General features: G+C 55.4%; 8 protein-coding genes. 4 read left to right on the plus strand and 4 right to left on the minus strand.

What is annotated here, in order from left to right; all coding sequences use genetic code 11:
• The first annotated feature begins 206 nt into the window (after positions 1-206).
• Positions 207-2,810: a di-heme-cytochrome C peroxidase gene (locus ABEA92_RS23290; RefSeq protein WP_345686725.1), complete on the plus strand. Its 2,604-nt coding sequence runs from the start codon at positions 207-209 to the stop codon at positions 2,808-2,810.
• Positions 2,811-2,858: 48 nt separating this feature from the next.
• Positions 2,859-7,079: a protein kinase domain-containing protein gene (locus tag ABEA92_RS23295; protein WP_345686727.1), complete on the plus strand. Its 4,221-nt coding sequence runs from the start codon at positions 2,859-2,861 to the stop codon at positions 7,077-7,079.
• Positions 7,080-7,467: 388 nt separating this feature from the next.
• Here the strand turns inward: ABEA92_RS23295 and ABEA92_RS23300 are convergent, their stop codons facing one another.
• From ABEA92_RS23300 to ABEA92_RS23310, 3 genes are all read right to left on the minus strand, one after another.
• Positions 7,468-9,048, minus strand: a complete 1,581-nt coding sequence (locus ABEA92_RS23300) for a sulfatase (protein WP_345686729.1) — start codon at positions 9,046-9,048, stop codon at positions 7,468-7,470.
• A 176-nt stretch (positions 9,049-9,224) separates the two neighbouring features.
• On the minus strand, positions 9,225-10,625 hold the full coding sequence (locus tag ABEA92_RS23305; protein WP_345686731.1) for a sulfatase: 1,401 nt from the start codon (positions 10,623-10,625) through the stop codon (positions 9,225-9,227).
• Positions 10,626-11,205: 580 nt separating this feature from the next.
• Entirely contained in the window at positions 11,206-13,116 is a 1,911-nt protein-coding gene (locus ABEA92_RS23310) for a M48 family metalloprotease (protein WP_345686733.1), read from the minus strand.
• Between the two features lie 413 nt (positions 13,117-13,529).
• On the opposite strand from ABEA92_RS23310, the gene ABEA92_RS23315 reads away from it, so the two are divergent.
• A complete protein-coding gene (locus ABEA92_RS23315) occupies positions 13,530-14,447 on the plus strand; it encodes a metallophosphoesterase (RefSeq protein WP_345686735.1) in 918 nt (305 codons plus the stop codon).
• A gap of 680 nt (positions 14,448-15,127) precedes the next feature.
• Here ABEA92_RS23315 and ABEA92_RS23320 read toward each other — a convergent pair.
• Entirely contained in the window at positions 15,128-15,601 is a 474-nt protein-coding gene (locus tag ABEA92_RS23320) for a hypothetical protein (protein ID WP_345686737.1), read from the minus strand.
• 388 nt (positions 15,602-15,989) lie between these two features.
• On the opposite strand from ABEA92_RS23320, the gene ABEA92_RS23325 reads away from it, so the two are divergent.
• A partial coding sequence (locus ABEA92_RS23325) for a hypothetical protein (protein ID WP_345686739.1) occupies positions 15,990-16,182 on the plus strand: 193 nt, incomplete at its 3' end.

Consider the following 16,182-nt stretch of genomic DNA (forward strand, 5'->3'; position numbering starts at 1 on the left):
CGCTGGGATGCCACCCATCGAACGCGCCCGCCATGTACAGATATGCAGCGACGGTTGCCGGATCGACTGAATTTTCAGCATCGGTTTCGACATATTTTCCGCGGATCGCCGCCGTCGCAAATCATGGACGACCCGCGGGCAACTACACTCGGGTTTATTAAATGGGGGGCACCGCATAGCAACAGATAAAACCAGAGAGTGACAACATGTTCGATAGTATTCGGCAGACCTTGAATGCTCGCCTTCCCTTTGTCATTGCGACGGCTGGCGAATTTTTCGCGTTGTACTATTGGCTTCTGCTGTTTGATCAGTCCTCTTACGTGATGGCGACGCTCGTCTTGTGGGCGGGATTTTTAGTCGAGCGAGTAGCGGTTCTGTATTGGGTCAAAGAAAACTTTGGCGGCGGCGTTGGTATCGCAGCGGATCACAAAACGTGGTGGCAGAAGCTGATTGGGTTGCTATTGATCTGCCTGAGCGAAATTACTGTTTGGGTCGCGTTCGTTTTTGCCCAGCACTATTTTGGTTGGACCGCCGCCTTCTTGGTGCTGTTTGTCGGCGAGCAAATCGAACACAGCATTGAACTCGGGTTGTTATCGCAAACCAGTTGGCTGAATTTTGTTGCGTCTCGGCAAGCGACGGTGATCACCGTGCTGGAAACGCTCGGAGGAATTGCGTGGCTGTATTTGGTGCGTCACGACCAGGCTCAGTTGGGCGGCATGATGCTGTTGATCGGATTGACGATCGAGCATGTGATCCAAGGCGACGCGATCAAACGCAGGCTGAAGGCCAAGCAAAATCAGGGCGACGATCCTTCCGACACGTCCGCCGATGCAGCCAAGCAACCTAGGTTAATTGGGACCGCTCCGGTCGTCGGCGGCATCATCACGGTGGCGATCGCCGCCGTGCTATTCACCGTGCTGAATCCCTTCTGTTTCCGGATCCTGTCGCCGCCACCAACCATCGACGCGCCAGTAACCTACTTGAAACAAAATTGGTCCGCGGAAAAACGCGACGAGTTTTATCATGCGCCGCAGGGCACCGTGCTGATGAAGTCAGATTGGTTCATGGCGTTAGAACAGCCCACGATCAAGTTTGTGGGGCGAGTCGGGCTGATGTCCGATCAGGACTATTTGGCGCGATTCGGCTTCTTAAAAGACGTCCAAAACGATGAACATAACTCGAATGATTTGCCCGTCGGGTTCGCGGTCGGCGAAGTCACGATGCCTGATGATGGATCCAAACAAAATGTAGTTGGGCTGACGTGTGCGGCGTGCCACACCGGCGAACTTCATTATGCGGATCATCATTTGCGAATCGACGGGGCCGCGGGGCTGATCGATCTTGAACAGTTTCAAAACGCGGTGGGGGCTGCGTTTTTGTTGACGATCAAAAATCCGCTTCGCTTCAATCGGTTTGCCGATCGCGTGTTGGGCGAGGACCATACGCCGGACGAGCGCGCTGAGCTTAAAGAAAGCGTCAATCGAGTTTTACAGCAAGGACTCGCTGAAAAGGAAGCCAATGCATCACGCGAGATCTATGATGGCTACGACGGTGGCTACGGCCGTACCGATGCGTTGGCGAAGATTGCAAATTTCGTGTTCGGCACTCAATTGGACAATGACAATTTGCAGATCGGCAGTGCGCCGGTCCGCTTCCCTCCGCTCTGGGATTCGCCTTGGTTCGATTGGGCCCAATACAATGGTTCGGTCGAACAACCGATGGTCCGCAACATTGGTGAAGCGATCGGCGTGCGGGCGCGAGTGAATTTGGATCCACGATCGGAACGCTTTCTCGATTCGACGGTCGATATCGATGGGCTGCACAAAATCGAAACGCTGTTGGCTGGCGACGCGCCGCTACAAGGTTTGCAATCACCTCGTTGGCCCGAGGGGGTGATGGGCGCGATCAACCATACCAAAGCGGCCGCCGGGGCTGCACTGTATCGCGACCTCTGCCAATCATGTCATTTACCGGCGCTAGACACCGACGAGATTTGGGAGGACGCAAATTGGGTGTCCAATGCTGCGTATTCGATGTCGTGGCAATGGAAGCCACCAAGCAAACGGGCGCGTTTCCTGAACCTGCAGGGGGTCAATATTGGCAAAGTGGGCACCGACCCAGGACAGGCAACGAATTTCTTTTCTCGCTACGTTAACACCGGAAAATCGGTACTGCCGTCGGTCACCAAAGGCCTTTACAAGAACCAGCAATGGGAAAACAAGGATTGGTACTCGCCGGTCAAAGGGGCCGACACGACCGAATATCCCGCTACCGTGCTGTCGGTGGGCGAAGCGCTTCAGCGGGTGACCGTTGCGATTGCCCAGCGACACTATGACCGAAAGGGGTGGTCGACAGAGACCCGCGAGCGTTATGATGGGTACCGAAACCCGGGGGCCAGGAACCCCCTCGAGTATCGACCCCGCCCGTTAAACGGCATTTGGGCGTCGCCTCCCTATTTACATAACGGTTCGGTGCGCACGATTTATCAGTTGCTTTGCCCGCCGGAGGAGCGTGATCAAACCTTTTACGTAGGAACGCGGCAATACGATGCGGTTCATTTGGGGTACAAAAACGAACAGGTTCCCGGAGCGTTCCTGTTCGACACGCGAGTCGAGGGTAACTTGAACACCGGCCACGCCTTTGACGCCTTACCGCTGGGCAATGGCGTGATCGGACCGCGATTATCGCACGAAGAACGCATGCAGATACTGGAATATCTGAAATCGATGGGCCCGGCTGGCCCGGTCCCCGAGTCGTTTATCACAGCAGGACGGGAAGCGAGCGAACCAGAAACATCGGTCGAAGATTAGCAATCGCTAACCGGCCTTTTCTGCGAACGAAAAATTAAAGAACTTGCGATGGAGCCTACCGAACACAATACGACCCACAAAACGATAATGACGTTTGGGGACCGGTATCGCACGATTCGGGTGATCGGCGAAGGGACTTTCGGATGGGTGTACGAAGGCTACGATCCGACCCTAAAACGCAGGATCGCGATCAAAGTCCCGAAGCCTCGTGTGGACAAGGGAAGTGCCGAACGGACGCAAAAATACCTTGACGAAGCACTCAGCCTTGCCAAACTGCAGCACCCTGGGATCGTGTCGGTGTTTGACGTTGGCGTGCAAAACGGCAAAGTCTATATCGTCACAGAATTCTTAGAGGGACCGACGCTCTACGAATACCTCAATTCGCACAAGATCAGTCACACGTCGGCCGCCAAATTGATCGCCGATTTGGCGTTGGCATTAGGGCACGCACATACGCAGATGGTTGTCCACCGCGACGTCAAACCAGGCAACGTGATCATGACCAAAGATCGTGGTCCGGTGTTGGTGGATTTCGGTTTGGCGATTGCCGAGGACAACGACGGCAGCCAGATCGGTGACATCATGGGCACGGTTCAGTACATGGCGCCCGAACAGGTCGAGGGCCAGGCGCATCGCATCGATGGACGTACCGATATTTATGCCCTCGGCGTGCTGTTGTACCAACTGTTGACCGGACGGGTGCCGTTTCGCAGTTCGAACAAGAACGAAATTCGACGGCAAATTTTGCAGGACGATCCGCAGCCACTGAGGCAATTAGCACCGGACGTTCCTGAAGCCCTGCAGCGTATTTGTTTGCGTGCGATGTCGCGGTCAATTTCGAAACGCTATTCGACCGGTCAAGATTTAGCTGATCGATTGAACCAATGTTTGTCATCTTCGATCAAGGCGGATTCGTCCGATGAATTCTACTCCGAGAACGAAGGCAACAATTCCACCCCGACTCGGCCGTTAGATCACGCCGAACGGGGTGCCGCCGCAAGCGTGGATCCGACCAACGAGAGCACCTATTCCGTCTCTGACAGCCTGTCGAGCCAATCGGCCGACGGCGAAAAATCGACATCGGGGTCACAGGGATCCGGTTCCACCGTTTCAGGGCGGCGGCACGTCACGGTGCTGCGAATCAGTGCGGTTGCGAAATCCCAAGATCCCGCCGGCGGTGACCCCGACGATCAGATCGAAACGCTCAATGAACTACAAATCGCGGTAAACGAAAAAGCAAGGACCTACTGCGGCAGTCTGTTGTACAGCGCAGGCCAAGAGTTTTCGGTCTGCTTTGGCTACCCGCTCAGCTATGAAGACGCGCCACGGCGAGCGACCGACATGGCGGTGGACTTGAATGAGCAATTTCAAAGTCGCCTGACAAACGATCGTCGTCGTACCGAGATGCAGTTGGACGTGTGGTTTTCCATTCATAGCGGCATGATTGTCGTCATGGGCGGCGATGCCCAAAACTTGGTGGGCGACGTCTTTTCATTGGTCTCCAAAATTGATCGCGAAACCGAACCCAACGAGGTCGTGCTGAGCGAAGATACCTTGCGATTGGTAGGACATCATTTCGACACCGAGAGGCTCTCGGCTACCTGCGGGCTGCGGAACGATCAACCGACGTCGCTGTATCGAGTGCGTGGCCGCCGTGCCGCCGCCACGTCGGATCAAGTCGCGGACGAAACAGAACGAACGCCGCTGGTCGGACGCGATCAAGAAGTCAGCATGTTGCTTGATCGCTGGGAATTGACGTCCGAAGGTGTCGGGCAGCTGGTCGCGCTGATCGGTGAAGCGGGCTTGGGGAAATCGCGTCTGATCCAGATCATCAGAGAATACGTGACGCAGCAATTTGCGGCTAAAAACAAACCGTCCAACAAACGACCTCCGATTTTGGAATGGAATTGTTCGCCCTACCATACCGCCAGCGCCTTTCAGCCAGTCAAGGAATCGTTGATCCGGTGGTTGGATCTCGATCCCGAATCGACCGGCGACGAACGTCGGCTGCGAGTCGACCAGCACTTGCAATCGATCGGGATTTCACGGCCCGATTCGCTGCCGATTCTGTTGGAATTGCTGTCGCTGCCAGCGGACCCAAAATTGGGCCCTCCCAAGATGGCGTCGTCGAAAAAGAAAGAATTGACGGTAAACGTCATCTTGAATTGGGTCATCGGGCTGGCCCAGCAACAGCCTCTGTTGTTCATCGTCGAGGATTTGCATTGGATTGATCCTTCGACGCTCGAAATTTTGTCTCGGATCGCGGATCAGCCGATGGATGTGCCTTGTTTGTGTCTGCAAACATTTCGGCCCGAGTTTACGACGCCGTGGACCAGTCGAGCGCATCAAAGTCAGATCGCACTAAACCGACTGACTCGCGCGCAAGCCGCTCAGATCATTCAATCACGGCTGGGCGACGGGCATATCGCCAAAGGCACCATCGCTCGCATCATTGAACGAACCGATGGCATCCCATTGTTTGTCGAAGAGTACGCCAAGATGTTGGCCGAATCCGACATCGAAACCTATGATTCTCATACCGACATGCATGGTTCGTCACTGTTGACCGCACGCAGCAGCGATGAGATCCCTTCGTCATTACAGGATTTGTTGACCGCGAGATTGGATCGGGCGGGTGGCGATCAAGGATTTGTACGGTTGGCCGCGACGATTGGACGCGAGTTCTCTTATGAAATGATTCGCGCCGCTGCGGATATGGACGACGTCGCGCTGAAACGAGAACTCGCGATTTTGACCGAAGCCGAGATACTTTATCGACGCGGGACGCTGCCGGATTGCACCTTTCAATTCAAGCACGCATTGATTCAGGACGCGGCGTACGAATCGATGTTGCGTCGTCAACGACAAGAGTTTCATCACCGCATCGCCGACGTCCTGCTCCGCCGATTTCCCGAAACGATGGAGCAGCGACCCGAGGTATTGGCGTCCCACTTCACCCGAGCAGGCATGGATCAAGAAGCCGCACAGTGGTGGGAGGTTGCCGGTGCGTCGGCCGTCGCGAGCGGGGCCTTTGTCGAAGCCATCGAACATCTAAAAGCAGGGCTAACGCTAATCGAACGTTTGCCAGAATCCAGTTTGCGAGACGCACTGGAGTTGAAGATCAACATCTCGCTGGGGATCGCGATCTTGTCGACGATGGGATATGCATCGCCGGATTTGGAATCGATCTACGACCGACGCACCGTGCTTTGCCAAAAACTGGGCGACCCGATGGCTCAGTTGCACGCATTGTGGGCCAAAGGATCTTGGCGAATCGTCAGCGATTACGTGATACCTTGTATCGAAATCGGCCAATCGATGATCGAGATGGGGGAAAAGATCAACGACAACGGCGCTCGCGTCGAGGCGTTGTTCTTGGATGCGATTGGACGATACTATCATGCCGAATTTGCCTCGTCGCTGCAGTCCACCGAAATGGGAGTGCAGTGGTTTGATGCGGACAAAGCGATGTTCCATCTTCGCCGTATCGGCCAACACGCAGGCGTCGCACATCTGTGTTACAGGGGGCTGAACCAATGGCATCTTGGGCTGCCGAATTCGGCAATGAAGTCGATGCAACAAGCGTTGCAGATGGCGGAAACCTTGGACCATCCCTTTAGCGTCGCATTTGCACTGCATCATCATTCGTGGTTGTCGGTGTCGATGGGACGCGGCGACGAAGCGGTGAGGATGGCCGATCGCCAGATCGAAGTTTCGCAGCAACAAGCGTTCTTTTTCTGGGAAACCACCGCGATGTTGTACCGTGCGGGCGGATTGCTCTGCATCGGCGACATGCAATCGGCTAACGACACGCTCGATCAAGCGATCCCACGCTACCAGATGACTGGTGCCCGATTAGCCGTCCCGTTGTACATGAGCTACTTGGCGTCGGCTAAACGCCAATCCGGTGATTTTGCAGCAGCAGAAGAGGCGATTCGCCGTGGATTGGAGGCCGCCAATACCTTCGAGGACCGTTTCGCGTTGCCGGAATTGTGGCGTCAGCAAGCACATTTGGCGGAATCACAAAAGGATCCCGATCAAACCGCCGATTGCTTTTTGAAGTCGGTGACGATCGCACGTGATCATCAAGCCGTGGCGGACGAGCTTGCTACTTGGATTTGCGTGGAGCGTTGGATGAACAATTCCGATCTGAAATCGATCGGCGAGTCATCGTCAACGTCGTATTCAATCAAAGACGTCAGAAAGATGATCGAGACATTGCGAGACCAAATTGAACCCGCCGACTTTGCGATCCCCGTGCTCGATTAATTTGTCGCTGCACGCCACGCAATAAACGATTTCGTAGCGGAACTCGTCAAGAGTTTCGGGGGCCTCCGCGCGGAACTCGCGGGCGGCTTGTTAATTTAGTCGTACGATGGACTTCCTCGTCCGTCGAATGCACCATTGACGGACTAGGAAGTTCATCATACACCCCTTGCCGCAGAAAACTTCATTAATTCAACAAGCCGTCAAGAGTTTCGAGGGCCTCCGGCGCGGTACGAAAGTCTTGACGACTTCCGCTACGGGGAATCTGCAAAACCGGCTAATGTATGTTTCGTAGCTACCTTCGCCAGAAGGTGGTGACCCGCGATTGCCCGGTGGCGGTCCACGCTCTGGCGAGCGTAGCTACGGAACGCAAATTGGCCGTCCGGCTTGGCTATTGCCAGTGCTTGTTCAGCAAGTATTGGTTGTCTTTGCCGTGCTGTAGCCATTCGTCGTACTCCGCTCGAGAGCGGAAGGGAGGGATGTGGTGTGGCTGCAGTTTCTCGGATGTTTTTACGAGCGGCGCAGGTGACGCCGGGATTTTTGCGGCCAGTTCGTTCTTGATCGAATCGAACTTTGGATCCTGCGCCAAATTGTGCCACTCCTCGGCATCGGATTGATGGTCATACAGTTCTTCGCTGCCGTCGATGTACCGCGTGTACCGAAAGCGTTGGCTGCGTACAGAGAACTCGCCAAAGTCGTAAGTGGTCAGCGCGACGTGATCCCATTTTGCATCGGGTTTCTTGAGCAGCGGTGCCAGACTGTGACCATCAATTTCGTTGTTTACCGGCAGCCCACAGACATCGACAAGCGTTGGATAGATGTCTTGCAACGAAACGGGGCGATGGCACCATTGCCCATCCGCCGAACCGTCTCGCAGTCCGTGTGCACCCTTGGGAACATGGATCATCAAAACCGAACGCACCACGTTGTCCCAAAGCGCGAACTTACGCCAATGCTGTTTCTCGCCAAGTTGCCAGCCGTGGTCGGACCACAACACGACGACTGTATTTTCACGTTGGCCGCTGGCGTCCAGCCCATCAAGCAAACGCCCAAACATCGCATCGGCAAACGCAATCGATGCCAGATACCCCTGCACGGCTCGTTTCCACTGCCCCGCTTCGATGACATGCTGGTGGTAGCCACCGCCACGAAACGCGATGTCCTTTGCTCGTGACCCCACATCGTCAAGGTCGTTCTCCATTCGCTTGGGCAGGACGACGTCATCAAGCGGGAACATGTCAAAATACTTGCGAGGCACGTACCACGGCAGGTGCGGTCGATAGATACCGCAGGCCAGAAAGAGCGGTTTGTCTCGTGGTTCGTTGAGCTGTCGCAACACATAGTCGACACTTTTGAAGTCGCCCATCTGTTCATCAGGGATATCCAGAGCTGACCAGTCGAACATCCCATACATCTGATGGAACGCAGGCATGTTCATCGTCTTTGGCGTTGGGTTCTCCGCTGTCGCGAGCGTGGATTTGGAAAAATCTGGAAACGCTTCCTCGGGCATGTTCTGCTGCTGCGATGGCCAATACTCGTCCCAGCACTGCGGATCCACCATGTGGTAGTGGAAGATCTTTCCCGCGCCGCTACTGAAGTAACCGTGCTGTCGAAAATAGGCTCCGATCGTTCGGCGATTTGGAATCGCTTCACGCCAGTCCTGATAGTTCGAATAAACACCCGATGTGTAGGGGGCCAAACCGGTCATGATCGCCGTGCGTGACGGGTTGCAACCTGGACTCGGACAACTTGCGTTTGTGAAGCAGACTGACCGCTGCCTAAAACGAGTGAAGTTGGGCGTGATTGCTTGAGGATGCCCTTTAAGCGGTTCGATCCAATCGTTCAGGTCGTCTACGGACACGAAGAGAACGTTGGGGCGTTGATCTTGCCCGATGGATGACGCACACGAGGCCAACACAAACAGGCAAATTAAAAACGGTTGAAGTCGGTTTTTCATGAGTGGGCCATTCATCAATTGGTTAAGTAACAATCCTCCGGCGTCCGTGCAAAGGACATGTCTGCAAAAACAGTCCCTTCAAAAGGAACCTCGCGACCCGCCACCGATCGAGTCAGCAGAGACCGGTCTTCATCGTGTGTTTCCAGGCGATCCCAAGGCTGCGTCGCAGGCGATCAGCGGTTGGCGGGAGATCACTTGGCGTGCTCAGGCTGGCTGGCGTTGGTCTCTTTCAGCCACGCTTCCAACTTGGTTCGAAGCTGGTCCGCTTTTTCCGGCATTTCGATCGCGATATTGCGAGACTCGCTGATATCGTTCCTCAGGTCATACAGCTCAATCGAGTCATCGTCGTAATACTTGATCAATTTGTAGTCGCCTGAGCGAATGGCGCTACCCAATCGATTCTGTTTGTGAAAAGCGTAATTGGGGTAGTGAAAGTAGATCGAATCGCGTTCCAAATCGGACTCGTCTGTCAGCATCGATAGCAGCGAGACACCATCGGGAGTATTGGACGGATCCGTCTGCAGATTCGCAGCGTCAAGAATCGTCGCATGAATGTCCATCGTGATCACCGGCGTCGATGTTTGCGTCGCTGGCCGGACATGACCTGGCCATCGAACAATCATGGGGACCCGAATTCCGCCTTCATACAGGTAGCCTTTTTCCGCACGCAGTGGTCGCACGTCGGTCGCGAACGGTCCGTTATCCGAAGTGAAAATGATAAGGGTATCTTCGTCGAGACCTTGTTCGTCGATGGACTTGATCAGCTTGCCGATCGATTGGTCCATCCCCTCAATCATCGCAGCGTAAGTCGGATTCTTGACGCCCGGTCCCTTTCTTTCTTCGTATTTGGCAATCAAATCGTCGGGAGCTTGAAACGGATAGTGAACCGAGTAATTCCACCAACAAAGAAAGAACGGGCGTTCCCCGTCGGATTGGGCGGACTCGATAAAACGGATGCATTCATCGGCGCATCGGTCGGGCAAGTATTCGCCGTCGGTTTTGCCTTGCAGATTAGGGATCCCGTACGGACTGAAGTAGCTGGGGGGCCCACCGAAACGACAGCCTCCAATGTTGATGTCAAAGCCTTGATGTTCGGGACGCAATTCCGGTTCGGTCGGCTGGTCCTGGTCGGAACCGGCATTGGATCCGCTTTGATGAGAGAGATGCCATTTCCCGACAAAGCCCGTCGCGTAACCAGCTGCCTTCAGCTGCTCGGCCAGCGTGACCCGTTCCAGCGGTAGGTGTCGCAACCAGATCGGTGTGATTAAATCCGTCCCAGGCTTTTGGAAATTCGGTGGGTGGCCACCGGCGTGATTGGTAATGTTCAGACGCGCCGGTGATTCTCCCGTCATCAGCGCCGCGCGTGTCGGAGTACATACGGGGGCTGCCGAGTAGGCATCGGTAAACAGCAAACCTTGCTCTGCCAATCGATCCAAATTGGGCGTGTCTAGCTTCTCGTTGCCGTAGCAATGAAGGTCCTTCCATCCAAGGTCATCCGCCATGATCAAAACAATGTTCGGCGGCTTGGAGTCGGCCGCAGTTGCGGTTGCGATCATCAAGCAAAGCGGGATCAGTCGAAGGAAAATGTTCATGTTCATCAGTGGTCTGATTTGCTGAGTTGGCTGAAATCGAAGGTCGGGTTCGTTATCGTTTCGGTCGCTTCCATGACGATTGGCGAATCGCCCGGCAAACCGAAAGTCTTGACGACTTGTTGATGGAGGGCAATGCCATGTTTGCAACGTGAATCGAGTGTCCGCACGGCCGCGGGTTGTGAGGGCACCAGAACCGTTAACACGATTCAGCAAATCGAATTGACAAGCCACTGGTTCGAAAAGTGTCACGGGGCATTGTTGTCCGAACTGAAAAGGCGACCTGATCTCGTTCATCGCGTGCTACGGTTTCCGCAACCATCGACCAAAACAGGTGAGTTTTAGCCGACCCCTCATTATCGCGAACGGACTCGCGAACGTGCGATGCGGTGCCCCTCGCGTCCCCCGAGTCAATCGCTTCCCCTGATCTGAATGACGGACAGACGTCATTCGGAGCGACATCATCGCTAACGCGAATGATTATACTGCTCGACAGTTCACCGTCCGCCTCCGACGCGGTTTGCTCGAACCGGGGCAATACGAATTGCACTGAAAAAGAAGCTTACGAGCGGTCGATGCACCCTTACCCGTTTTGCATCACCACATGCAGATGCTGATCCACCGGTTGCAACTCGCAGGGGTTGACCAATCGGCCAATGGCGTTGCGGTAAAAGTCTTGCGTCACGTTGCTGCACAGTGCATCGTAATGGCGAAACAGTTCGCGTGCGGGGCGATCAATCGTAAACACTCCCGCTTGTCCGATCCGCTGTGCCGCCTCGACCCGCTCTCGAGTGCAAGGGTGAGTGTCCAGCAGCCCTGTTTTCCCCGTCGCGATCACGTGCTTCACTTTGGCGACCTCGTCACTGGGCATTTTGTGTCGACAGAGCTGGATCATGCGAGGAATATTGTCAATCATCACGGCTTTCTTGATCAGCGAATACATTCCCTCCATCGCATGACCCGACGCCGCATTCAATAGATGCAACTCTTCGCCCGTACTGACAAACACCTCCGAGCCCACCAAAGCGATCTCGTAGCGGTCCGCATCAAATTCCATCTGACGACTAAAGATGCTGCTGGCCGTGTGCGCCGCGACCATGAATCCCCACAATACCCAGCGTACCAACCCTACACACCCGCGCGCCAACGCCAGTACCAATCCAAATGCGGTTTCGCTTTCGGTGATCGCTTCATCCAGCATTTCGTCGATCGCGTCACGCGCATAAACGACCTTGGCGAACCAAAGATTGATCGCGGCGATGATCAACTGCGCACGCATGCCGGCGCCTTGTGAAAAATGACCAAATTCGTGCGCAAGAACCCCGGCAAGTTGTCGCGTCGTCAGCCCCGAAACCAAGGGAACCCCAATGGTCAACACCAGCTCTCCTTTGAAAATGCCACGAAAACCTGCTCCGTAGGATGCCGAGGCATTCACGTTGCTGTCGACTTGGATGCGTTGAGGGCGAGGGGCTTTGATGGCGTCGCAGATATGATCGACAAGTTCAAACAGCACTGGTTCGCCCTCACGTGTCACCGCGCGTGTGCGACCGGGGCCAAATCCAACCAACGAAAAGAAGATCGGTTTCAGCATAAAAATCACGACGGTCACGCCGGCAATGATCGGTGACACCATTGCCAACCAGACAAAGATCATTGCGCGGCCACCACGGACGCCCATTCCTGAAACCAACTCGGGAAAAACGTGGAACGTATAGTGATAGACCAACCATGCGGAAGCGGCGACCAACGCGACGTAGGCCAGCGGCATCGCCATCATGAACAAACTCAGCAGCCCCAACCCGGCGCGATAACCAAAGCTCGGACGGTGCATCGCAATGGGTTGGTCCAATTGCCGTTGGATCTCCTGACGGAAGTCAATCTTCGCTGCCGGTGCTGCTGCCGGCTTGCCGGGGGCCACATTCGGTTTCGGGGATTCACTCGAGGTGACTTTCGCTACCGATGCCGGTACCGGAAACGCTGCCGGTTGTGATGCGGAAGCCATCGGGCTGGCCGTCGCAGCAGGCAACTGCAGATCGGCAAACAGATCGTCGTTGTCCAGAGCGTTGGACGTGCTCGGCGAAGCCGCGGCTGTTGCTGCGGTTGATGGCAGTGACAAGTCGTCCCAATCAATGTCGTCGGCAGAACCGGGTGGGGGCGGCGCTTGCTGTTGTTTCGCAGCGGTCGGTGGAGCCGTTGAAGGAATTGGCGAGCGAGCGGATCGGGGACGAGGTGAGTCGACCGGCGGGACGCGTCGCTGCGGAACGGTTGCCTGCGGAACGGTCGCCTGCGGAACTGCCGACGGCGAAACTGCCGACGGCGGATTCGCCGGCTGGGATTTCGGGCTGGCTTTCGCCGCCGGGATGCGGAAGGCTGTTTTACAAGCGGGACAGCGAACCGTTTTCCCACGCACCGTCTGCGGAACCTTCAACACCTTCTCGCACGAAGGGCATTTCAATTTAAAGTTTGCATCCGCCACGATAACTTTCTCTAGCAAAAAGGGGCCTTCGCCATCTCAACGCCCGACGGTTGGCCGAACGAAACCGCCGCTCCATGATAAGGCAATGTCAGCCAGCTTACCAAACTGAAACCGCCGCGGTGAACGTGTTTGACTCGATTCAAACGGGTGCTGTTGGTTTGACGGTCACAACGCGGTCCGCGCTAACGGCTTGGAAAGCCGTGCGACAATGAAAGGACAGCACGATTTAGCCACAGGTGGTGAGCGCGTGGATGCGACTAAAAAATTCCGCCGGGGCGTTCCTCGCCGGAAATACCTCATTCAATCATCTCACCAGCGATGTATACTGGTCGGTTTATCATTCATGACCCGGCAGGAGGCGATCCTAACACGATGAGCGAATATGGGAGTTCCGCAGCATCCACACACCAGCACTTTGGGGCGGGCGGACGATGAGCCGATTTATTGCGGTAGGCGATATTCATGGGTGCAGCAAAACCTTTGAAAAATTGCTCGAGATTCTGGACCTGCGTCGCGATGACACGCTTCTGTGCACAGGAGATCTATCGTCCAAAGGCGAAGACTCACGCGGGGTTCACGACCAATTGCTTCGGTTGCAACACCGCGGCGTGCGACTGGTGCTGTTGCTCGGCAACCATGAGCTAATGCTGCTGGCCATGCAGCGCCTAGTCGGCGCCGACGTCGACCTCACCGCGTTTCCGCCGTCGATGTTTCGTGGAGCCGATATCAGCTTCTTCATACGCAGCAATGAGACCTGGGCAACACTCAAATCGTACGGTCTGCCGTGTGCCGACAATGCGGACTTTTGGGCATTTCAACACGATCACCCTGAACGACATTTCGAAAAAGTAACGCGAAAACTCCAGCGTACGGATTGGGAACTTCCTCAGCCGCATTTGGATCTGCTGTCGCAGTGCAAGACGCATCATATCGAGCGAAACTGCTTGTTCGTGCATTCCGGAATTCGTCCATCCAGTCTGCAGATGGACGACGCACACCGCGCCATCGAATCCCAAATTGCCGCCGACGCAAGAGACCTGTGTTGGACCCGCGACGGGCTCGGCCACGCCCCCCGCTTTCCGGAACTGATCGTTCATGGACACACACCGCTCTTTTATTTGTACTCGTTCATTCCCGATACCACTCCCTGGCGCGACGAAGAGTTGATCTTCAAATCCGTCGTCCATGATGGCGCGCTGAATTTAGATAGCGGCGTTTTCCTCGAGGCTGGCCATTTGACCGCCGTCGAGATTCCCGAAAGCGGCCGTCCCTGCGATTTTCGCTTCATTCGCGTCCCCCGCCTGGACCCAGTTTGCAAGGACCGTCTGTGGCACTTCAACTATCGCTAAACGCCTGCCGGTGGAGGTGTGGCAAACGCTTCCGCTGGGGTGCGCTCGGCGAAAATCCGCGCAGGCAACACGTCCGAACAGGCCATCGGATAGGGTCGGAGTGGCATCTCCTGACGTCCCTTCGGAACGATTGGTGTGTGGGGCGTTCGTAGGCCATGCTCTAATCCCCATGGCGACAACCCATCGCCACGAGCATGGCTATTGTCAGTCCCAACGGGACGGCAGGATGTAGCCACGCGGCGCGAGCCCGTGGATGCTGGAGAAGAGGTAATTCCAAAGCCCCGAAGGGGCGACATGAAACTTCCGGACAATGAAAACAAAACCGTAAAATGTACGTAGCTTCTCATTAAAGTCAGCGTTTTCGTGCAAGATGGTCAGCCGCAGATTGCCACCGTTCAAAGCGTGATAAAGCCAGCACGGTTCGTCCGCTCGAGCAGACCTGGGCAGGTCAATCGTCTACCACCTGTTACAGCGAGAGAGAGGTTTGACCCATTGGCTTTCCAGGCTGGCGGCATCGTGCCGGAAGATTGCGACGCACTTGGTGTGCGTCGCGGTCGCTATCGCTCCACTTGCGCTGTCATCCAGTGTGGCGGGCTTCCGGCCCGTTGTTGTGACGACTTCCTGTCATCGCGGTGGTCAATCACCGTCGCTTCGCTCCGGCGCACCGGCGTGCACATCATCTATTCCACCATGTCCGTCTCCGACACATTTTCGACTTCGCCAGTTTCCTGAGCGTAGTCGCGGAGCAATCTCGCAATTCTTGTGGCACCATCTGGAAAACCGTCGAAGCCTCCGAAGAAATAGGCTCTGTTGTCCATTGTCACTGCCGCCGGATTGCTTCCAGTCCACCTTATCGAGATGTCCGTCTGCGATCCGTCCTCGTGGAAGATTTCAAGCCTCGCTATTGGAGTTGATCTATCACCGAGTTCACTATCACAGTGTTCCTCTGGCCAAGCCAAAGACAGAATTTTGCTAACCTCGGAATCTGGCACCTCGATTGAAGTGCCGGGGCGTATCCCGAGCTCTGGAACGTCCAAAAGCGTTCCGACGACTCGTTGGACCGGTTTCATTTTCGGGACTGGCGCGTCCCTGCTGGTATCACAGCCAATAGCGAAAACAAGAACTGCTCCTAACCAAACAATCGAGTGAGGCATCACTGAAATTCCTACCTAACGGGCACTTCGCCCAAAGGTGAAAGAGGAGCCCTAGGATGATTCTTGATTGGCACAACAAAGTAAATTGTCCCAGCAATCTCGGCGGGGTACAGACTGCACTTGTGATGGACATTGAGAGCCGTGTTATTGCGTGATCCACCGTACGGCATTGTTTCGTAAAAGAGAACAGAGCCATCCGGTTTCTGATGAACTGTCACGAAGTCAAAAACGGTGAGGTTACCTCTTCTTCTAACGCCATTCAGTCCTCCGCGGATTGGCCTGAGTCGATCGAAACCATATTCATCCGGTGATCCCGACAATAGAAACGGCACCAAATCAGCGTTTAAGTGATCGTCCTGATAAGCCCAAATTACAACCCTCGTATCTGATGGGCTGGCTTGCACTAGCTGCCGTTGAGGATGGGCTTCGCCGGGGTCAGGGGATGGGCTTCGGTGGATGGGCTTCGGTGGATGGGCTTCGGTGGATGGGCTTCGGTGGATGGGCTTCGGTGGATGGGCTTCGGTGGATGGGCTTCGGTGGATGGGCTTCGGTGGATGGGCTTCGGTGGATGGGCTTCGGTG

It is taken from the genome of Novipirellula caenicola (assembly GCF_039545035.1).
Taxonomy (GTDB): Bacteria; Planctomycetota; Planctomycetia; order Pirellulales; family Pirellulaceae; genus Novipirellula; species Novipirellula caenicola.

Coding starts and splice junctions, on each gene's coding strand:
- ABEA92_RS23305 (WP_345686731.1), bottom strand. CDS start 10,625: ATGAACATTTTCCTTCGACTGATCCCGCTTTGCTTGATGATCGCAACC.
- ABEA92_RS23315 (WP_345686735.1), top strand. CDS start 13,530: ATGAGCCGATTTATTGCGGTAGGCGATATTCATGGGTGCAGCAAAACC.
- ABEA92_RS23295 (WP_345686727.1), top strand. CDS start 2,859: ATGGAGCCTACCGAACACAATACGACCCACAAAACGATAATGACGTTT.
- ABEA92_RS23290 (WP_345686725.1), top strand. CDS start 207: ATGTTCGATAGTATTCGGCAGACCTTGAATGCTCGCCTTCCCTTTGTC.
- ABEA92_RS23320 (WP_345686737.1), bottom strand. CDS start 15,601: ATGCCTCACTCGATTGTTTGGTTAGGAGCAGTTCTTGTTTTCGCTATT.
- ABEA92_RS23300 (WP_345686729.1), bottom strand. CDS start 9,048: ATGAATGGCCCACTCATGAAAAACCGACTTCAACCGTTTTTAATTTGC.